The sequence below is a fragment of the Serratia sp. DFXYC6 genome, assembly GCF_057196085.1.
Window position 1 is genome coordinate 414,951 of record NZ_JBXUNV010000002.1, and the last position, 17,812, is coordinate 432,762.

Below are 17,812 nucleotides of genomic sequence, written 5' to 3' on the forward strand. Positions count from 1 at the left end.
GCAAAACGCCAAACGTTATTGCGATCACACAAATGTAACCAGTATGTTATCAAGTGTTGATCCGCGCTCAGAATTTCACCCTCGCCTCTTTCCAACATCATTCGATTGCTGAATACTGATTCGGCAAACACACTTAGTTACAGAATCATATAAAGCTGCCCGGCGTCGTTCCCGCCGCGGCGGCCAGATAACATCAGGAAGAAAGCACTATGCAAAAACTACTACAAAAGATCACGCAGGGCAGCCTGGTCAAACAAATCATGGTCGGCCTGGTGGCCGGCATTCTGGTGGCGCTGGTTTCGCCGGCGGCGGCAGCGGCGGTCGGCCTGCTCGGCACCCTGTTCGTCGGCGCGCTGAAAGCGGTGGCGCCGGTGCTGGTGCTGATTCTGGTCATGGCCTCGATCGCCAACCATAAACAGGGGCAGAAGACCAACATTCGCCCGATCCTGTTCCTCTACCTGCTGGGCACCTTTGCCGCCGCGCTGGTGGCGGTGGTCGTCAGCTTTATCTTCCCTTCCACGCTGGCGCTGACCACCGGCGCGACGGACATTACCCCGCCGGGCGGCATTGTGGAGGTGATGAAGGGCCTGTTGATGAGCGTGGTGGCCAACCCGTTCCATGCGCTGATTAACGCCAACTACATCGGCATTCTGGCCTGGGCCGTCGGTCTGGGGCTGGCGCTGCGCCACGCTTCCGAGACCACCAAGGGGCTGATCAACGACATGTCCCATGCGGTCACGCTGGTGGTGCGCGCGGTGATCCGCTGTGCGCCGCTCGGCATCTTCGGCCTGGTGGCCTCCACGCTGGCGGAAACCGGCTTCGGCGCGCTGTGGAGCTACGCCCAGCTGCTGATGGTGCTGCTTGGCTGCATGCTGCTGGTGGCGCTGGTGCTCAACCCGTTGATCGTTTACTGGAAGATCCGCCGCAACCCGTATCCGCTGGTGTTCGCCTGCCTGCGCGAGAGCGGCGTGACCGCCTTCTTCACCCGCAGCTCCGCCGCCAACATCCCGGTGAATATGGAACTGTGCAAGAAGCTGAACCTGAATGAGGACACCTACTCGGTTTCCATCCCGCTGGGCGCCACCATCAACATGGCCGGCGCGGCGATCACCATCACCGTGTTGACGCTGGCGGCGGTAAACACGCTGGGCATCGCGGTGGACGTCCCGACCGCCCTGCTGCTGAGCGTGGTGGCGGCGCTGTGCGCCTGCGGCGCCTCCGGCGTGGCCGGCGGTTCGCTGCTGCTGATCCCGCTGGCGTGCAACATGTTCGGCATTCCGAATGACGTGGCGATGCAGGTGGTGGCGGTCGGCTTTATCATCGGCGTCCTGCAGGATTCGGCGGAAACCGCCCTCAACTCCTCCACCGACGTGCTGTTCACCGCCGCGGCCTGCCAGGCGGAAGACCAGCGGCTGGCGAACGAAGATCCGCTGAAGGTGCGTTAATCGCGCGTTGCTTCATCAAAAAGGCGCTCCTTCGAGCGCCTTTTTTGTCAGCCTTACAGCGTCACCCCGCTTTTAAAGATCGCCAGCTCGCGGAAGTCGTTGGTTTCATTACGCGCCGGACGCCCGTTGGCGATCTCGACAATCAGATCGATGAAGCGGCTGAGCAACGTCTCCATCGCCACGCCGTGGATCAGGCTGCCGGCGTCAAAATCGATCCAGTGCGGTTTCTTCGCCGCCAGCTCGCTGTTGGTGGCCAGCTTCACCGTCGGCACAAAGCCGCCGTACGGCGTGCCGCGCCCGGTGCTGAACAGCACCATATGGCAGCCGGCGCCGGCCAGCGCGCTGGTCGCCACGGCGTCGTTGCCCGGCGCGCTGAGCAGATTCAGCCCCGGCACGCGCAGCCGCTCGCCGTATTTCAGCACGTCAACCACCTGGCTTAACCCCGCCTTTTGGGTGCAGCCGAGCGATTTCTCCTCCAGCGTGGTGATGCCGCCGGCCTTGTTGCCCGGCGACGGGTTCTCATAAATCGGCTGCTGATGGGCGATGAAATAGCGTTTGAAATCGTTGATCATGTCGACGGTTTTGTCGAAGGTCTCCCCATCGCGGCAGCGGCTCATCAGAATGCGCTCGGCGCCGAACATCTCCGGCACTTCGGTCAGCACCGTGGTGCCGCCGTTGGCGATCACATAATCGGAGAACCGCCCCAGCAGCGGGTTGGCGGTGATACCCGACAATCCGTCCGAACCGCCGCACTCCAGGCCGAACTTCAGCTCGCTCAGGCGGCCCGGCTCGCGGCGATCGTGGCGCATCTCCCGGTACAGCTCGTGCAACAGCGCCAGCCCGGCTTCCACTTCGTCGCCCTGCTGTTGGCACACCATAAAGCGCAGCCGCCGCTCGTCCTCTATCCCCAACGTGGCGCGAAAGGCATCCACCTGATTGTTCTCGCAACCCAGCCCGATCACCAGCACCGCGCCGGCGTTGGGATGGCGCGCCAGGTTCTGCAGCATGATGCGGGTGTTGGCATGATCCTGCCCCAGCTGCGAGCAGCCGAACGGGTGACTGAACAGATGCACGCCGTCGATCCCCTCTGCCTGCGTTTGCTGCAAAAAGCGTTGCTGGATCTGGCGAGCGATACCGTTGACGCAGCCGACGGTCGGCACGATCCACAGCTCATTGCGGATCCCCACTTCGCCGCCGGCCCGTCGGTACAACTGCACCTCGCGATCCGCGGCCTGCGGCGGCAACGTCGGGAACTGCGGTTGGTAACGGTAGCTGTCCAGATCGCTCAGGTTGGTTTTGGCGTTTTGCGAATGAATATGCTCCCCCGGCCCGATGGCCGCGAGCGCATGGCCGATCGGCTGGCCATATTTGATGATGTCCTCGTCCTTGGCGATCGGGCCGAGCGCAAATTTGTGCCCGCGCGCCACCGGCTGCGCCAGTTGGATGACCGCGCCTTCCAGCTCAACGCACTCTCCGGCAGCCAGATCGCGCAGCGCCACCGCCACGTTATCCTGCTCGTGAATCTTTATCGTACTTTGCATAAACCGGTCCCGGATAACGGCTACGCCAGTTCAATGGCGAAATAGTCTTTGGCGTTGTCGAAACAGATGTTTTTCACCATCTCGCCCAGCAGCGCGATATCCGCCGGCGCTTCGCCGTCCGCCACCCAGCGGCCGATCATCTGGCAAAGGATGCGGCGGAAGTATTCATGGCGCGTATAAGACAAGAAACTGCGACTGTCGGTCAGCATGCCGACGAAGCGGCTCAGCAGCCCGAGCTGCGCCAGCTGCGTCATTTGGCGCTGCATGCCGTCCTTCTGATCGTTGAACCACCAGCCGGAACCGAACTGCATCTTGCCCGGCGTGCCTTCCCCCTGGAAATTGCCGATCATGGTGCCGATCACTTCGTTATCGCGCGGGTTGAGGCAGTAGAGAATGGTTTTCGGCAGGCCGCCCTGCCGCGCCTGAGCATCCAGCAGCCGCGACAGCGGCTCCGCCAGCGGCCGATCGTTGATCGAATCGAAACCGATATCCGGCCCGACGGCGGCCAGCATGCGGCTGTTGTTATTACGCAACGCGCCGATGTGATACTGCTGCACCCAGCCGCGGCGCCGGTATTCGCCGGCCAGGAACAGCAGCACCGCGCTTTTGAACTGGGCGCTCTGTTCCGGCGTCGGCAGCTCGCCGTTCAGGCGGCGCAGCAGGATCGCATCCAGCGCCGCTTCATCGGCCTCGCCGAACACCACCACGTCCAGCGCATGGTCGGCCACCTTGCAGCCGTGGGCGGCGAAGTGATCCATGCGCTTGTACAGGGCGTCGCACAGCGCGCTGAAGCGGCCGATGGCGGTGTCCGCCGCCGCCTCCAGCTGCCGCAGATAGTCATTGAAGCCCGGTGCATCGACAGTGAAAGCCTTGTCCGGCCGCCAGCTCGGCAATACCTTGATATCGAAGCCACGATCGTCGGCGATCGCCCGATGATGGCGCAGATCGTCGATCGGATCGTCGGTGGTGCCCACCATTTTCACATTCATCTGCCGCATGATGCCGCGCGCGCGAAACTCATCCTGTGCCAGCAGCGCATTGCCGCGCTGCCAGATCTCATCCGCCGTGGCCGGCGACAGCAGCGTATCCGTGATGCCGAACGGCCGACGCAGCTCCAGATGCGTCCAGTGATAGAGCGGGTTGCCGATGGTATGCGGCACCGTGGCGGCCCAGGCGTCGAATTTCTCACGATCGCCCGCATCGCCGGTACACAGCCGCTCCGCCACGCCATTGGTGCGCATCGCCCGCCATTTGTAGTGATCGCCCCGCAGCCAGAGATCGTACAGGTTGCTGAAGCGGGTGTTCTCCGCGATCTGCTGTGGCGGCAAATGGCAGTGATAATCGAAAATCGGCTGTGGCGCCGCATAGTCGTGATACAAGCGCCGGGCAAATTCGTTGTCCAGCAGGAAATCTTCGCTCAAAAACGTCGCCATCTCGGGCTCCTTACTTGCCGTGCGGCACGGGGTTCGAATCACAAAAGTTATCACACCAATTTTCACAAGCGTCCAGCAAATTTTTCCCATGAGCTGCTGATTTAAGGACCTTCAATCCCTTTTTCGCTCAATTTTACGGCAAATGTGCGGCATAAACGCACTATTTCACCGGCGACAGTATCGCTCAGGCGAATAATTCCTTTTGTGATATCACTCAACTTTTAAACTTGTATGACAGGTTATTGTCTCGCCAGCCGCATCGACGGCCACACCTTCAAACGGGGAGACATTTCGGATGCGTAAAATTAAAGGGTTACGCTGGTACATGATCGGACTGGTGACCATCGGCACCGTGCTGGGCTACCTGACCCGCAACGCCATCGCCGTCGCGGCGCCGACGCTGGAAGATACGCTGCACATCACCACCCAACAGTATTCCTATATCGTCGCCGCCTATTCCGCCTGCTACACCGTGATGCAACCGGTGGCGGGCTATGTGCTGGACGTGCTGGGCACCAAGGTCGGTTACGCCATGTTCGCCATTCTGTGGGCGCTGTTCTGTATGGGCACCGCGCTGGCCAACAGCTGGGGCGGCCTGGCGCTGGCGCGCGGCGCGGTCGGCATGGCGGAAGCGGCGATGATCCCCGCCGGGCTGAAGGCCAGCAGCGAGTGGTTTCCGGCCAAAGAGCGTTCGATCGCCGTCGGTTATTTCAACGTGGGTTCATCGATCGGTGGCATGATCGCCCCACCGTTGGTGGTATGGGCCATCGTGGCGCACAGCTGGGAAATGGCGTTCATCATCACCGGCGTGCTGAGCCTGATCTGGGCCATTTGTTGGCTGCTGTTCTACAAACACCCGAAAGATCAGAAGAAACTGAGCCAGGAAGAGCGCCGTTACATCCTCGAAGGCCAGGAAGCCCAGCACCAGACCTCTAACGCCAAAAAGATGTCCGCCTGGCAGATCGTGCGCAACCGCCAGTTCTGGGGCATCGCGCTGCCGCGCTTTCTGGCGGAGCCGGCGTGGGGCACCTTCAACGCCTGGATCCCGCTGTTCATGTTCAAGGCCTACGGTTTTAACCTGAAAGAGATCGCCATGTTCGCCTGGATGCCGATGCTGTTCGCCGATCTCGGCTGCATCGTCGGCGGTTATCTGCCGCCGCTGTTCCAGAAGTATTTCAAGGTCAACCTGATCGTCTCACGCAAGCTGGTGGTAACGATGGGGGCGGTGTTGATGATCGGCCCCGGCATGATCGGCCTGTTCACCAGCCCTTACGCGGCTATCGCGCTGCTGTGCGTCGGCGGCTTCGCCCATCAGGCGCTGTCCGGCGCGCTGATCACCCTCTCTTCCGACGTGTTCGGCCGCAATGAGGTGGCGACTGCCAACGGCCTCACCGGCATGGCGGCCTGGACAGCCAGCACGCTGTTCGCCCTGGTGGTCGGCGCCCTGGCGGACACCCTCGGCTTCAGCCCGCTGTTCGCCGCGCTGTCGGTCTTCGACATTCTCGGCGCCATCGTCATCTGGACGGTGTTGCAAAACCGTCCGGCCGCCGAAACCCAGCCGGCCACGCTGCAACCGGCCCCGGCGCGCAGCTGATCCCGCCGCCCGGCCGCCGCGCCGGGCCTCTTGCTCCTCTGGCAGCGGTGCCGAATAAGTGGTATAACAAATCCGACGGCCACGCGCCCCTTCCCACCGCACCGTATAGAGCATTCACTATGGAATTCACCGAAACCAGACGCCTGTATCAGCAACTGGCCGCCGAGCTTAAGCAACGCATCGAAAGCGGCCGCTACCCGGTAGGCGACAAGCTGCCGGCCGAACGATACATCGCCGAAGAGATGAATGTCAGCCGTACCGTGGTGCGCGAGGCGATCATCATGCTGGAAGTGGAAGGCTATGTAGACGTGCGCAAGGGATCCGGGATCCACGTGGTGTCCAACCAGCAAAAGCACCTGGTGGTGCCGGGCGACAGCATCGAGTTCGCCACCGCCGGCCCGTTTGAGCTGCTGCAGGCTCGCCAGCTGATTGAAAGCAACATCGCCGAGTTCGCCGCCACCCAGGTGACCAAACAAGATATCGTGCAGTTGATGGAGATCCAGGAGCACGCCCGTAAAGAGGATCGCTTCCGCGACTCGCAGTGGGATCTGAAGTTCCACGTGCAGGTGGCGCTGGCCACCCAGAACACCGCCATGGCCACCATCGTGGAAAAAATGTGGGTGCAGCGGGTCAACAACCCTTACTGGAAAAAGCTGCACGAGCATATCGACGAACGCTCGATCGCCAGCTGGTGTGACGATCACGATCAGATCCTCAAGGCGCTGATGCGCAAAGACCCTTACGCCGCCAAACTGGCGATGTGGCAGCACCTGGAAAACACCAAACAGATGCTGTTCAACGCCACCAGCGATGACTTCGAATACAACGCCGATCGCTACCTGTTCGCCGAGAATCCAGTGGTGCATCTGGATGGCGTGAACCACGAGCCGAAATAGCCACGGCGGTCAAAAACCGTCGGCTTATGTCAGGTAATGTAAAATCCGCTGAATCGATGCCGGAACCGCCGTTTGCCGTGTACTATTTCACCGTCGGCAACGTAGATTTCCCTGTTGCCAATCGTGCTATTTTGGTAGAGTTAGCCCACTTTTTTACCCATTGCTGCGGGGGCGGGACGCGAATAAATGCGCTGGTTGTTTGCCATGCTGATTGCTGTTTTCTGCTGGACCGGTTCGGTCTCCGGCCAACAGCTATGCGTGGCGTCACCCAAGCCAACCCCCAGCGCGCTGAGCAGCCTGCAGCTGCTGGCGGAGCCGGCGCTTTCCCCCTATGATCATGTGTATCGGGCGCCGGCTGAAGCGCGCCGCAAAGCCCCCGGCAAGTTGCCGCTGCTGCTGCCCAGAGCGCACTCTTTCTCCGGTTCGCTGCTCGCATCCTCCCTGGCGGCGCCGGTCTATACCCTGGCCGCAGAGCCGAGTTACCGAATTCGCTTCCCCCGCCAGGACACCCCGGCCCCCAACCGGCTTGCCCAGGTCGACTGGATGCTGGACGCCTCCAGGCAACAGAGTCGCCAGGCCGGTTGGAAAGAAAGTAACATGCTGTACCGTGGCACGCTGACTTACCACCTATGACCGGTGTCGCACCGCTTAGAAACCTTAAAGCAACGCCGTTTCATCGTTATCAGCACTCAGGATCGCCGCGCGCTTTCAGCTCACGCCCGCTCCGCCGCTGAGATAAAAATAAACAATGACGTTTTAGGAACACCGGATGGACATCATTAAAGAACTGATACATGCCTTATGGCAGCAGGATTTTGAGACGCTGGCGAACCCTTCGTTGGTGTGGACCCTCTACATCCTGCTGTTCATGATCCTGTTTTTGGAGAACGGCCTGCTGCCGGCCGCTTTCCTGCCGGGTGACAGCCTGCTGATCCTGGTCGGCGTGCTGATCGCCAAAGGCACCATGGGCTTCCCATTGACCATCGTTATCCTGACCGTCGCCGCCAGCCTGGGGTGCTGGGTCAGTTATATACAAGGCCGGTGGCTCGGCAATACGCGAACGGTGCAAGGCTGGCTTTCGCATCTGCCGGCCCACTACCATCAGCGTGCACATAACCTGTTCCACCGTCACGGCCTTTCCGCCCTGCTGGTCGGCCGCTTCCTGGCCTTCGTGCGCACCCTGCTGCCGACCATCGCCGGCCTGTCCGGTCTGAGCAACGCACGCTTCCAGTTCTTCAACTGGATGAGCGGCCTGCTGTGGGTCTTGATCCTGACGACGCTGGGCTTCGCCCTGGGGAAAACTCCGGTGTTCCGCAAGTATGAAGATCAGCTGATGTTCTGCCTGATGATGTTGCCGCTGGTACTGCTGGTGGTCGGGCTGGTCGGTTCACTGATCGTGTTGTGGCGCAAGAAACGCGCCAACAGCCAGAACCCGGGGAAAGGGGCGTGACAGCAAAGCGCCCGCGCTGGCAATACGTCCTGATGATCGCGCTCGCCCTGTTGGCGTTGGCGACGTTGTTGGTGCCCTGCATGGTGCGCACCGAGAGCGAGCTGCGCATCCGCGCCAGCCAGCAAGGGCTGTCGCTGCCCGACGGCTTTTATGTCTACCAGCGCCTGGATGAACGCGGCATCCGCATCAAAAGCATTACGCCGGAAGGCGATGGCCTGGTCATCCGTCTGGATTCGCCGGAGCAGCAGTTGCTGGCGCGCGAAGCGTTGCAAACCATTCTGCCGCCCGGTTACCACATCGCATTGAGCGAGTCCCCCGTGCCGTCGCATTGGGTGCGCGAATTTGCGCGTTCCCCGCTCAATCTGGGATAATACCCCTTCATATGAAGGGGTTTCCTTTCATTGCCATAATCTTCATTTTCATTCGCATCGATTAGCTCAAGAATTAATCAGTCAGCACTGGGTCACGGCTGATTCTTTGGGGGCTCGCCGGTTTCATGACTATGCTGAAGGGTAACTTCAGCCGGCGATGAACGCCCTCCTCTCGCGCTGCCGCCTTCGGCAGCCAGGAAAGCGGATGCCTGTTCAGGCATCCCATGAACAAGGAACTGAAAGATGAAATTACGCCACTCACTGTTACTGCTGTTACCACTCTGCACGCTGCCGGCGTTCGCTTCGGCCGCTGAGGGCGGCTGCGCCGCCAAAGCGCAAGACATCCAGCAGCAAATTGACTACGCCACCCAACACGGTAATACCCACCGCGTGGAAGGGCTGAAAAAAGCGCTGAGCGAAGTGCAGACTCACTGCACCGAAGCCGGCCTGCAGGCCGAACGCCAGAAAAACATCGCAGAGAAACAGCGCAAGGTCGAAGAACGCCGGCAGGAGCTGAAAGAAGCGCAGCAAACCGGCAAGCTGGACAAGGTCGCCAAAAAGCAGCAAAAGCTGGCCGAAGCGCAGGCTGAATTGAAACGCGCCCAGGCGGAATAATTTTTTTACACCAGCGGATTTATCGATGAGAGCCCCATCACACGGGATTTCTTAAGCATATGGAATTGATGTCTGGTGTTATCTGCTGGTCATCACCCCTTTGCTCCGGCGAAAAAATCCGCTATGTTAAAAGTCTGTCGAAATAAACGTTAAGGAATAATCACATGGCACATGATTCAAATGCAGAAAACTTACGCGCTGAACTGAAGTCCTTAGCCGATACGCTGGAGGAAGTGCTGAACTCCTCCACCGACAAGCCGAAAGCCGAGCTGGAGAAGCTGCGCTCGAAGGCGGAAGGCGCGCTGAAAGAGACTCGCGCTCGCCTGAGCGACGCCGGTGACAAGCTGGCTTCGCAAACCAAACAGATCGCCGGCCAGGCCGACGACTATGTGCGCGACAACCCGTGGACCGGCATCGGTATCGGCGCGGCGGTCGGCGTGGTGTTGGGCGTGCTGCTCGCGCGTCGTTAATCATGGCTGAACAACCGCAAGTGCGCGCGCAGGGCCCCGCCAAAGGGGTCCTGGATATCGGTCAGCGCATCATCACGATCCTGGTCGGCATGGTGGAAACCCGTGTCCGGCTGGCGGTCGTCGAGCTGGAAGAGGAGAAAGCCAACCTCATTCAGCTGCTGATCATGGCCGGTATGACACTGCTGTTCACCGCCTTCGGTTTGATGAGCCTGCTGATCCTGATCTTCTGGGCCATCGATCCGGTCTATCGGCTGGTGGCGCTGGGCGCGACAACCGGCGTGCTGCTGTTCCTCGCCGTAGTCGGCACCATCTGGACGCTGGTCAAGGCCCGTCGCACCACGCTGCTGGGCGCCACGCGCAAGCAGTTGGAGCTCGACCGCGCCGAACTGGAGCGCGAGCCATGAGCCGCCGCCGCTACCTGGAATGGAAAAAAGAGAGGCTGATTCGCCAGATCCAGCAACAGCGTCTGGATCTGGCCGAACACAAGTCTTTGTGGCTGGAAAAAACCGAACGCATTGACCGCGGCTGGCAGACCGTTTTTGGCCTGCGCCGCTATCTGGTACTCGGTTCCAGCGTCATGGCGCTGTACGGCATCCGCCACCCCAGCAAGATGATCCGCTGGTCGCGTCGCGCTTTCGGTGCCTGGAGCGCTATCCGACTGTTTAAAAAGACCTTCTCCGCCAAGTAAGCCCCGCGTTTTTCCTTCAAACATCCTGTTGCTCTGCCCTCGTTTTCCCCTTAAAACAGCGCTGTTTATCCCGAGGGCTGGGCAACCTGCTGACAAGCGTCAGTTTATTAGCACGCTAAAGATTCAGATTTTTTGAAAAATTACGACAGTTTTACTTGCTAACAACCTGAGCACTTCCCGCTTAACATTCACTCCATCAATACGATACGAGCCGGACAGGGCGAATGTCCTGATATACCGCTCGTTGACATGGCTTCCGCCGAACAGGCATACAAAAACACTTTGGAGTAGATGATGAAAAAATTAGAAGATACAGGTTTGTTGGTTGCTCGTATTCTGATGCCAATCCTGTTTATCGTGGCAGGCTACGGCAAAATGGGTGACGCTTATGCCGGAACCCAACAGTACATGCAATCGATGGGCGTGCCTGGCTTCTTGCTGCCGCTGACCATTCTGCTGGAGTTTGGCGGCGGTCTGGCGATCCTGTTCGGCTTCCTGACCCGCACCGTGGCGCTGTTCACTGCCGGTTTCACCATCCTGACCGCGCTGCTGTTCCACACTGACTTTGCGGAAGGCGTAAACCAGCTGATGTTCATGAAAAACCTGACCATCGCCGGCGGCTTCATCGTGTTGGCGATCGCAGGCCCGGGCGGCTTCAGCATCGACCGTCTTCTGAACAAGAAATGGTAATCTAAACTGTCATTCAGGGCCCGGCATGCCGGGCCCTGTCGTTTTTCACTCGGACACCAAGGAGATTCCCATGGGACAACTCGTCGATGGCGTTTGGCAAGACATCTGGTATGACACGAAATCTACCGGCGGCCGTTTCAAACGTTCAACCGCTCAGTTTCGCAATTGGGTGACCGCCGACGGTCAGCCCGGCGAACACGGCGCGGGCGGCTTCCAGGCCGAAGCGGGCCGTTATCACCTGTATGTTTCTCTCGCCTGCCCCTGGGCGCACCGCACGCTGCTGATGCGCAAATTGAAAGGGCTGGAGCAGATTATTCCGGTCTCGGTGGTGCACCCGCTGATGCTGGAAAACGGCTGGACCTTCGGCCAGGATTTTCCTGAAACCACCGGCGATCCGCTGTATCACGCCGACTTCCTGTACCAGATCTACCTGCGGGCCGATCCGCACTACAGCGGGCGCGTGACCGTGCCGGTGCTGTGGGATAAACAGCGGCAAACCATCGTCAGCAACGAATCCGCCGACATCATCCGCATGTTCAACAGCGCGTTTGACGGCGTCGGCGCTCGGGCTGGGGACTACTACCCGACCGATCTGCGCGGTAAGATCGATGAGCTGAACGGCTGGATTTACGATCAAGTGAACAACGGCGTGTACAAGGCCGGTTTCGCCACCAGCCAGGAAGCCTATGACGAAGCGGTCAACGGGGTATTCAACGCGCTGGAGCGCCTTGAGCAGATCCTGGGGCAACATCGCTACCTGACCGGCGATCGGCTGACCGAGGCCGACCTGCGTCTGTGGACCACGCTGGTGCGTTTCGATCCGGTGTACGTCACCCACTTCAAGTGCGACAAACACCGCATCAGCGACTATCTGAACCTGTACGGTTTCCTGCGCGACATCTACCAGATGCCGGGCATCGCCGAAACGGTCAGCCTGCCGCACATTCGCAACCACTACTACCGCAGCCACGCCACCATCAACCCGCACGGCATCATTTCCATCGGGCCGGCGCAGGATCTGGACGAGCCGCACGGCCGCGACCAGCGCTTCGGTTAAGACGAAAAAAATCCCCTTGCCACCCGGCAAGGGGATGTCATTCAACGAACGTTAACGCTGTGCGAACAGGCGAGGAATTTCGCGTAGGAACCAGGCTTTCGCCTCCCCCATGCTGTCGCGCCGCCAGGCCATGATGATATCGGCTTCGCGGCTGTATTCCGGCCCCACCACCCGCAGCCGCCCGGCTTCGATATCTTTCTCCACCATCGGGTACGGCATGGTCGCCACCCCCAACCCGGCCAGCAGCGCCAGACGCTTGTCTTCAATGGTGCTCACCGTCAGACGCTGTTGTTTATCCAGCAGCTGAACGGTCAACACCGGGCGCTCGCGGGCGGTATCCGCCACGGCGATGCCGCGGTACTTCACGCGGGTCACTTCGGACAACGGCTCCGGCTCCTGATGGATCGGGTGATCCGGCGCGGCGACATAAACGCTCATCACCTTGTACAGTTTGCGGGTGTTGATCTCCGAGGATGCGCGGAAATGCATATCCGGTGCGATCACGATGTCAGCGCGCCCCTGCTCCAACCGCTCCCAGGCGCCCGCCAACACTTCGGTGAAAATCGACACCTGGGTATTGGCCTTCAGCGCCAGCTTGTCGACCAGCGGGAACAGCAGGCTCGGCGGTGATAACGCTTCGCTGACGATGGTCAGGTGGGTTTCCCAACCGCGCGCCAGCGCTTCGGCGTCGGTGGTCAGCTTGTCTGCCGCTTCCAGCAGCACCCGCCCGCGCTCCAGCAGCATACGCCCCACGTTGGTGAACTTGGTGCGGTGGCCCGAACGGTCGAACAGCACCACGTCCAATTCTTCTTCCAATTTTTGCATGGTGTAGCTGAGCGCCGACGGCACCCGGCCCAATTCGTCGGCGGCCGCGGCGAAACTGCCACGCCGGTCGATCGCGTCCATCACTCTCAGCGCCTCAAGCGTGAGCGCCCGATCTCTGGCCATCACATCCCTCTGTCAGGAAATTTGAATATGCCGACCAGATTAACTGGCTAACAATCCGACGTCCAGATGCTTACCATTTGGATAATGAATTTAGAGAGCCGATTGCCATGATTACATGCAGAACAGCACAACAATGCGGGCAAGCTGACTTTGGTTGGCTGCAGGCTCGCTACACCTTTTCCTTTGGTCACTACTTCGATCCCAAACTGATGGGCTACGCCTCGCTGCGGGTACTGAATCAGGAGGTGCTGGCACCGGGCGCGTCGTTCCAGCCGCGCACCTATCCCAGCGTGGACATCCTGAACCTGATCCTGCAGGGCGAGGCGGAGTACCGCGACAGCGACGGCAACACCACGCGCGCCAAAGCCGGCGAAGCGCTGCTGTTGGCCACCCAGCCGGGCCTGAGTTACAGCGAGCAGAACGTCAGCGGCGACACGCCGCTCACCCGCCTGCAGCTGTGGCTGGACGCCTGTCCGGAACGCAGCAACGAGCGAGTGCAACGCCTGACGCTGCCGCCGGCAGGCAACCTGCTGCTGGCCTCGCCGGACGGCGCGCAGGGCAGCCTGCAGCTGCGCCAGCAGGTTTGGATCCACCATCTCGATCTGCAGCCGGGCGAAGAACAAACGCTGACGATTAACGGGCCGCGCGCCTATTTGCAGTCGATTCACGGCACCATCGCCGCTACCGGCGAGCGCCACGAAGCGCAACGCCTGACCTGCGGCGACGGCGCCTTCGTGCGTGAGGAAAACCGCCTGACGATCCGCGCCGAAACGCCGCTGCGCGCGCTGCTGATTGACCTGCCGGTGTAAGCCGGCCGAAAAACGAAAAACCCCGCGCAACAGGCGTTGCGCGGGGTTTTCTTTTGTCGAGGGAGTTGACCGGTAAGCCGGGTTCTGTCGTGGACAGTCATTCCTCTAGGCCAGCAATCGCTCACTGGCTCAAGCAGCCTACCCGGGTTCAGTACGGGCCGTACCATGTGAACCCCTATTTGGCCTTGCTCCGGGTGGAGTTTACCGTGCCACGAACTGTTGCCAGCCGCGCGGTGCGCTCTTACCGCACCCTTTCACCCTTACCTGATCCCGCTTGCGCGGGCCATCGGCGGTTTGCTCTCTGTTGCACTAGTCGTAGGCTTGCGCCTCCCAGGCGTTACCTGGCACCCTGCCCTATGGAGCCCGGACTTTCCTCCCCTCCATCTGTCTCCCCGAAGAGGACGGCAATGAAGCGGCGACTGTCTGGTCAACTCCGGCGCGGATAGTAGCGTCGCGGCGGCGGCAGGTCAACCGCTTTACGGCTGTTGTTGCTCCAGCGCGTGCTTATACAGCGCATTTTTCTTCACGCCGTGGATTTCCGCCGCCAGCGCCGCCGCCTTTTTCAGCGGCAGCTCTTTTTGCAGCAGCGCCAGCGTGCGCAGCGCCTCAAGCGGCAGCGCATCCTCCTGCGCCTTGTGGCCTTCGACGATCAGCACCATTTCACCGCGGCGGCGCACTTCATCTTCCTGCACCCACGCCAACAGCTCGCCCACCGGCGCGCCGTGGATGGATTCCCAGGTTTTGGTCAGCTCGCGCGCCAGCACCACATAGCGCTGCGGGCCCCAGACGGTGACCATGTCCTGCAGGCTTTCCAGCAGACGATGGGTGGATTCGTAGAAAATCAGCGTGCGCGGTTCCTCCGCCAGCGCCATCAGCGTATCCTTGCGCCCCTTGGTTTTCGCCGGCAGGAAACCTTCGTAGCAGAAACGGTCGGAAGCGACGCCCGCGGCGCACAGCGCGGTAGTGGCGGCGCAGGCGCCCGGCAGCGGCACCACGCGAATGCCGGCCTCGCGGCAGCGGCGCACCAGGTGATAACCGGGATCGTTGATCAGCGGCGTGCCGGCGTCGGAAACCAGCGCAATGCTTTGGCCTTCCTGCAGTTTCGCCAGCAGCTGCTCGGCCTTTTGCTGTTCGTTGTGATCGTGCAGCGCGAACAGACGCGCGTTGATCGCGAAGTGTTGCAACAGCAATCCGGTATGGCGCGTATCTTCCGCCGCGATCAGATCAACGCTTTTCAGTACCTCTAACGCACGGTGGGTAATATCGCCCAGATTGCCGATGGGGGTGGGCACCACATACAGCGTTGATGCAGAAATGACTGATTGTTGGTGTTGATTCATTGTTTCATCCGGGTTGCCGATTTAATATTGAGCATCTTGAAAAAAACATCACTGGATACAGTATGCTTTCCTCAACATTCGTTCGTACCAAAGCAGGGCGTTCCAAGCCTGTCCGACTGACCGCAGTCATCGCCGCCGCCCTTTTCCTGGCAGGCTGTCCAAGTCGGGCCCCGCAAACGCCGCCCGCCAATATACAGGACGAAGCGAGCGCCAGCTCCGATTACTACCTGCAGCAGTTGCAGCAAAGCAGCGATGATAACAAGGCTGACTGGCAATTACTTGCTATTCGCGCCTTGCTGCGTGAAGGAAAACTGCCGCAGGCCGGCGACCAGTTGAATCAACTGCCGAAAAATCTCAGCGGCGCGCAGCAGACCGAACGCCAATTGCTGACCGCCGAACTGCAGATCGCCAACAAGAGCTACGTCAGCGCCCGCAGCACGCTGGGCCACCTGGACAGCGGCGCGCTGTCGCCGAATCAGAAGGTGCGCTACTACCAGGCGCAGATCGCCGCCAATCAGGGCAAAGCATCGCTGCCGCTGATCCGCGCCTATATCGCCCAGGAGCCGCTGCTGACCGGCAAGGCGCACCAGGACAATCTGGATCAAACCTGGCAGGCGCTGCTGCAGCTGACGCCGCAGGAGATGAACAGCCTGGTGATCAACGCCGACGAGAACGTGCTGCAAGGCTGGCTGGATCTGCTGCGCGTTTATCAGGACAACAAGCAGGATCCCGATCTGCTGAAGGCCGGCATCAAAGACTGGCAGAACCGTTATCCGAAGAACCCGGCGGCCAAAACGCTGCCGGCTCGCCTGAATCAGGTGCTGAACTTCACCCAGGCCTCCACCTCGAAAATCGCCCTGCTGCTGCCGTTGAACGGCCAGGCGAAAGTGTTCGCCGACGCCATCCAGCAAGGCTTCGAAGCGGCGAAAAACGGCGGTTCCATGCCGGCGCCGCAGCCTCAAGCCGCGCAACCGGCCGGCACGCCGGCTCAAACGGCGCCTGCCGATCAGGCCGCTACGAGTGACATCAACGCCAACGGCGCGGTCAGCCCTTCGGCCCAAGAGAGCCAGCCAGCCGTCACCGCCGCGCAACCCGCTGCGCCGTCCAGCGCGCCGATAACGCCGCTGCAGGCCGCCAACGCGCAGGTCAAAGTGTACGACACAACCAGCCAGCCGCTGGCCGCCTTACTGAGCCAGGCGCAGCAGGATGGCGCCACCCTGGTGGTCGGCCCACTGCTGAAAGAGAACGTCGATCAGTTGTCCGCCAGCACCACCACGCTGAACGTGCTGGCGCTTAACCAGCCGGAAACGCCGAAGGACAACCTGAACATCTGTTACTTCGCCTTGTCGCCGGAAGATGAAGCCCGCGACGCCGCCCGCCACATCTGGGAACAGCAGAAGCGTCAACCGCTGCTGCTGGTGCCGCGCGGCGCCTTCGGCGATCGCGTCGCCAGGGCCTTTAACCAGGAATGGCAGAAGCAAGGCGGGCAAACCGTGCTGCGCCAGGATATCGGCTCCGCCGGCGAGCTGCGCCAAATGGTGAACAGCGGCGGCATCCGCATGACCGGTACGCCGATGTCGAGCGCCCCGGCGCCGCAGAGCGTCACCATCGCCGGGCTGACCATTCCTGCGCCGCCGAGCGACGTGCCCGCCGCCACCGGCGGCAGCGTCGACGCGGTGTACATCGTCGCCACGCAGTCTCAGCTGACGCTGATCAAACCGATGATCGACATGGCCACCAGCTCGCGCGGCAAGCCGGCGATGTACGCCAGCTCGCGCAGCTACCAGGCCGGCGCCGGCCCGGACTTCCGTCTGGAAATGGAAGGCCTGCAGTTCAGCGATATTCCGCTGCTGGCCGGCTCAAACCCTCAGCTGCTGCAGCAGGCCAGCGCGCGTTTCCGCAACGACTACTCGCTGGTGCGCCTGTATGCGATGGGGATGGATGCCTGGACATTGGCCAACCACTTTGCTGAAATGCGCCAGCTGCCGGGCTTCCAGGTTTCCGGCACCACCGGTACGCTGAGCGCGTCGCCGAACTGCGTGATCAACCGTAAGCTGCCTTGGCTGCAATACCGTCAGGGTACGGTCGTTCCAGTCTCTTGAACCCACGCGCCTCAGGGGCGGGCTATGAGTTACTGGCCCGCCGTCACCTGGAACACGCCGGGCTCACCTTCTGCGCCGCCAATGTCGCGGTGCGCGGCGGTGAGCTCGACCTCATCATGCGCGACGGCACCACCTGGGTGTTCGTCGAAGTGCGCTACCGCCGCAACGACGCCTTCGGCGGCGCGGCCGCCAGCGTCACCTTTCGCAAACAACAGCGGTTGCTGCACGCCGCCGCCGTCTGGCTGGCGGGGCGCGGAGCCAGTTTTGACACATCATCTTGCCGTTTTGATGTTTTGGCCATTACCGGTAGCCAGTTAGAATGGATACCCAACGCCTTCAATGCGGATTAATCGGGGTTTTGCG

The 17,812-nt window shown here is 61.0% G+C and carries 19 protein-coding genes and 1 other RNA gene; 15 read left to right on the forward strand and 5 right to left on the reverse strand.

Translation table 11 applies throughout. The features are described 5' to 3' along the window. Positions 1 to 209 precede the first annotated feature (209 nt). Positions 210 to 1,445 (forward strand): serine/threonine transporter SstT, encoded by a 1,236-nt coding sequence (gene sstT / locus AC2CGQ_RS15365; RefSeq protein WP_099982535.1) that lies wholly within the window; start codon positions 210 to 212, stop codon positions 1,443 to 1,445. 53 nt (positions 1,446 to 1,498) lie between these two features. Here sstT and AC2CGQ_RS15370 read toward each other — a convergent pair whose 3' ends face one another. Together AC2CGQ_RS15370 and uxaC are read right to left on the reverse strand one after the other, a co-directional pair. Next, positions 1,499 to 2,986: a UxaA family hydrolase gene (locus tag AC2CGQ_RS15370; protein ID WP_099982536.1), complete on the reverse strand. Its 1,488-nt coding sequence runs from the start codon at positions 2,984 to 2,986 to the stop codon at positions 1,499 to 1,501. 20 nt (positions 2,987 to 3,006) lie between these two features. After that, a complete protein-coding gene (uxaC, locus tag AC2CGQ_RS15375; protein WP_484593747.1) occupies positions 3,007 to 4,419 on the reverse strand; it encodes a glucuronate isomerase in 1,413 nt (470 codons plus the stop codon). Positions 4,420 to 4,714: 295 nt separating this feature from the next. Here uxaC and AC2CGQ_RS15380 point away from each other — a divergent pair, with 295 nt between their 5' ends. The 11 genes from AC2CGQ_RS15380 (at position 4,715) to AC2CGQ_RS15430 (ending at position 12,250) form a co-directional block, all read left to right on the forward strand. Then, entirely contained in the window at positions 4,715 to 6,013 is a 1,299-nt protein-coding gene (locus AC2CGQ_RS15380) for an MFS transporter (RefSeq protein ID WP_015379157.1), read from the forward strand. Positions 6,014 to 6,132: 119 nt separating this feature from the next. Further along, positions 6,133 to 6,909, forward strand: coding sequence for a transcriptional regulator ExuR (gene exuR / locus AC2CGQ_RS15385; protein WP_004937137.1), 777 nt, complete (start codon positions 6,133 to 6,135; stop codon positions 6,907 to 6,909). 186 nt (positions 6,910 to 7,095) lie between these two features. Then, on the forward strand, positions 7,096 to 7,542 hold the full coding sequence (locus AC2CGQ_RS15390) for a hypothetical protein (RefSeq protein ID WP_033632023.1): 447 nt from the start codon (positions 7,096 to 7,098) through the stop codon (positions 7,540 to 7,542). Between the two features lie 136 nt (positions 7,543 to 7,678). Continuing rightward, positions 7,679 to 8,359, forward strand: coding sequence for a DedA family protein (locus tag AC2CGQ_RS15395; RefSeq protein ID WP_004937132.1), 681 nt, complete (start codon positions 7,679 to 7,681; stop codon positions 8,357 to 8,359). Continuing rightward, entirely contained in the window at positions 8,356 to 8,730 is a 375-nt protein-coding gene (gene mzrA / locus AC2CGQ_RS15400) for an EnvZ/OmpR regulon moderator MzrA (RefSeq protein WP_004937130.1), read from the forward strand. Before AC2CGQ_RS15395 ends, mzrA begins: the two co-directional genes overlap by 4 nt. Before the next feature lie 243 nt (positions 8,731 to 8,973). Next, positions 8,974 to 9,345 (forward strand): DUF1090 domain-containing protein, encoded by a 372-nt coding sequence (locus AC2CGQ_RS15405; RefSeq protein WP_004937128.1) that lies wholly within the window; start codon positions 8,974 to 8,976, stop codon positions 9,343 to 9,345. A 164-nt stretch (positions 9,346 to 9,509) separates the two neighbouring features. After that, the gene (locus AC2CGQ_RS15410; protein WP_004937125.1) at positions 9,510 to 9,815 is read left to right on the forward strand and encodes an ElaB/YgaM/YqjD family protein; all 306 of its coding nucleotides are present in this window, start codon (positions 9,510 to 9,512) and stop codon (positions 9,813 to 9,815) included. Between the two features lie 2 nt (positions 9,816 to 9,817). Then, positions 9,818 to 10,219 carry a phage holin family protein gene (locus AC2CGQ_RS15415; protein WP_015379160.1) on the forward strand — a complete coding sequence of 134 codons (402 nt, stop codon included), beginning with the start codon at positions 9,818 to 9,820 and terminating at the stop codon, positions 10,217 to 10,219. Then, positions 10,216 to 10,503, forward strand: a complete 288-nt coding sequence (locus AC2CGQ_RS15420; RefSeq protein WP_004937121.1) for a YqjK-like family protein — start codon at positions 10,216 to 10,218, stop codon at positions 10,501 to 10,503. Before AC2CGQ_RS15415 ends, AC2CGQ_RS15420 begins: the two co-directional genes overlap by 4 nt. Before the next feature lie 294 nt (positions 10,504 to 10,797). Next, positions 10,798 to 11,193, forward strand: a complete 396-nt coding sequence (locus AC2CGQ_RS15425; protein WP_031300242.1) for a DoxX family protein — start codon at positions 10,798 to 10,800, stop codon at positions 11,191 to 11,193. 70 nt (positions 11,194 to 11,263) lie between these two features. Then, the gene (locus AC2CGQ_RS15430; RefSeq protein WP_004937116.1) at positions 11,264 to 12,250 is read left to right on the forward strand and encodes a glutathione S-transferase family protein; all 987 of its coding nucleotides are present in this window, start codon (positions 11,264 to 11,266) and stop codon (positions 12,248 to 12,250) included. 51 nt (positions 12,251 to 12,301) lie between these two features. Here the strand turns inward: AC2CGQ_RS15430 and AC2CGQ_RS15435 are convergent, their stop codons facing one another. Then, positions 12,302 to 13,198 carry a LysR family transcriptional regulator gene (locus AC2CGQ_RS15435; RefSeq protein WP_004937113.1) on the reverse strand — a complete coding sequence of 299 codons (897 nt, stop codon included), beginning with the start codon at positions 13,196 to 13,198 and terminating at the stop codon, positions 12,302 to 12,304. Positions 13,199 to 13,305: 107 nt separating this feature from the next. Between AC2CGQ_RS15435 and AC2CGQ_RS15440 the strand changes: the two genes are divergently transcribed. Continuing rightward, positions 13,306 to 14,007, forward strand: a complete 702-nt coding sequence (locus tag AC2CGQ_RS15440; RefSeq protein ID WP_099982538.1) for a pirin family protein — start codon at positions 13,306 to 13,308, stop codon at positions 14,005 to 14,007. 57 nt (positions 14,008 to 14,064) lie between these two features. Here the strand turns inward: AC2CGQ_RS15440 and rnpB are convergent. Both rnpB and rsmI read right to left on the reverse strand, forming a co-directional pair. Then, an RNA gene (gene rnpB, locus AC2CGQ_RS15445) (RNase P RNA component class A) lies at positions 14,065 to 14,442 on the reverse strand. A gap of 41 nt (positions 14,443 to 14,483) precedes the next feature. Continuing rightward, on the reverse strand, positions 14,484 to 15,347 hold the full coding sequence (rsmI, locus tag AC2CGQ_RS15450; protein WP_015379162.1) for a 16S rRNA (cytidine(1402)-2'-O)-methyltransferase: 864 nt from the start codon (positions 15,345 to 15,347) through the stop codon (positions 14,484 to 14,486). Positions 15,348 to 15,409: 62 nt separating this feature from the next. Between rsmI and AC2CGQ_RS15455 the strand changes: the two genes are divergently transcribed. Next, the gene (locus tag AC2CGQ_RS15455) at positions 15,410 to 17,449 is read left to right on the forward strand and encodes a penicillin-binding protein activator (RefSeq protein WP_085337180.1); all 2,040 of its coding nucleotides are present in this window, start codon (positions 15,410 to 15,412) and stop codon (positions 17,447 to 17,449) included. Further along, the gene (locus tag AC2CGQ_RS15460) at positions 17,446 to 17,799 is read left to right on the forward strand and encodes a YraN family protein (RefSeq protein WP_015379164.1); all 354 of its coding nucleotides are present in this window, start codon (positions 17,446 to 17,448) and stop codon (positions 17,797 to 17,799) included. Before AC2CGQ_RS15455 ends, AC2CGQ_RS15460 begins: the two co-directional genes overlap by 4 nt. Positions 17,800 to 17,812: the final 13 nt, after the last annotated feature.

Bases quoted from the DNA above. Each gene is read 5' to 3' on its own strand.
- AC2CGQ_RS15410 (WP_004937125.1), top strand. From the start codon at position 9,510: ATGGCACATGATTCAAATGCAGAAAACTTACGCGCTGAACTGAAGTCC.
- AC2CGQ_RS15430 (WP_004937116.1), top strand. From the start codon at position 11,264: ATGGGACAACTCGTCGATGGCGTTTGGCAAGACATCTGGTATGACACG.
- uxaC (WP_484593747.1), bottom strand. From the start codon at position 4,419: ATGGCGACGTTTTTGAGCGAAGATTTCCTGCTGGACAACGAATTTGCC.
- rsmI (WP_015379162.1), bottom strand. From the start codon at position 15,347: ATGAATCAACACCAACAATCAGTCATTTCTGCATCAACGCTGTATGTG.
- AC2CGQ_RS15405 (WP_004937128.1), top strand. From the start codon at position 8,974: ATGAAATTACGCCACTCACTGTTACTGCTGTTACCACTCTGCACGCTG.
- AC2CGQ_RS15420 (WP_004937121.1), top strand. From the start codon at position 10,216: ATGAGCCGCCGCCGCTACCTGGAATGGAAAAAAGAGAGGCTGATTCGC.
- AC2CGQ_RS15370 (WP_099982536.1), bottom strand. From the start codon at position 2,986: ATGCAAAGTACGATAAAGATTCACGAGCAGGATAACGTGGCGGTGGCG.
- AC2CGQ_RS15395 (WP_004937132.1), top strand. From the start codon at position 7,679: ATGGACATCATTAAAGAACTGATACATGCCTTATGGCAGCAGGATTTT.
- AC2CGQ_RS15380 (WP_015379157.1), top strand. From the start codon at position 4,715: ATGCGTAAAATTAAAGGGTTACGCTGGTACATGATCGGACTGGTGACC.
- AC2CGQ_RS15455 (WP_085337180.1), top strand. From the start codon at position 15,410: ATGCTTTCCTCAACATTCGTTCGTACCAAAGCAGGGCGTTCCAAGCCT.
- AC2CGQ_RS15435 (WP_004937113.1), bottom strand. From the start codon at position 13,198: ATGGCCAGAGATCGGGCGCTCACGCTTGAGGCGCTGAGAGTGATGGAC.
- AC2CGQ_RS15415 (WP_015379160.1), top strand. From the start codon at position 9,818: ATGGCTGAACAACCGCAAGTGCGCGCGCAGGGCCCCGCCAAAGGGGTC.
- AC2CGQ_RS15390 (WP_033632023.1), top strand. From the start codon at position 7,096: ATGCGCTGGTTGTTTGCCATGCTGATTGCTGTTTTCTGCTGGACCGGT.
- sstT (WP_099982535.1), top strand. From the start codon at position 210: ATGCAAAAACTACTACAAAAGATCACGCAGGGCAGCCTGGTCAAACAA.
- AC2CGQ_RS15425 (WP_031300242.1), top strand. From the start codon at position 10,798: ATGAAAAAATTAGAAGATACAGGTTTGTTGGTTGCTCGTATTCTGATG.
- AC2CGQ_RS15440 (WP_099982538.1), top strand. From the start codon at position 13,306: ATGATTACATGCAGAACAGCACAACAATGCGGGCAAGCTGACTTTGGT.
- exuR (WP_004937137.1), top strand. From the start codon at position 6,133: ATGGAATTCACCGAAACCAGACGCCTGTATCAGCAACTGGCCGCCGAG.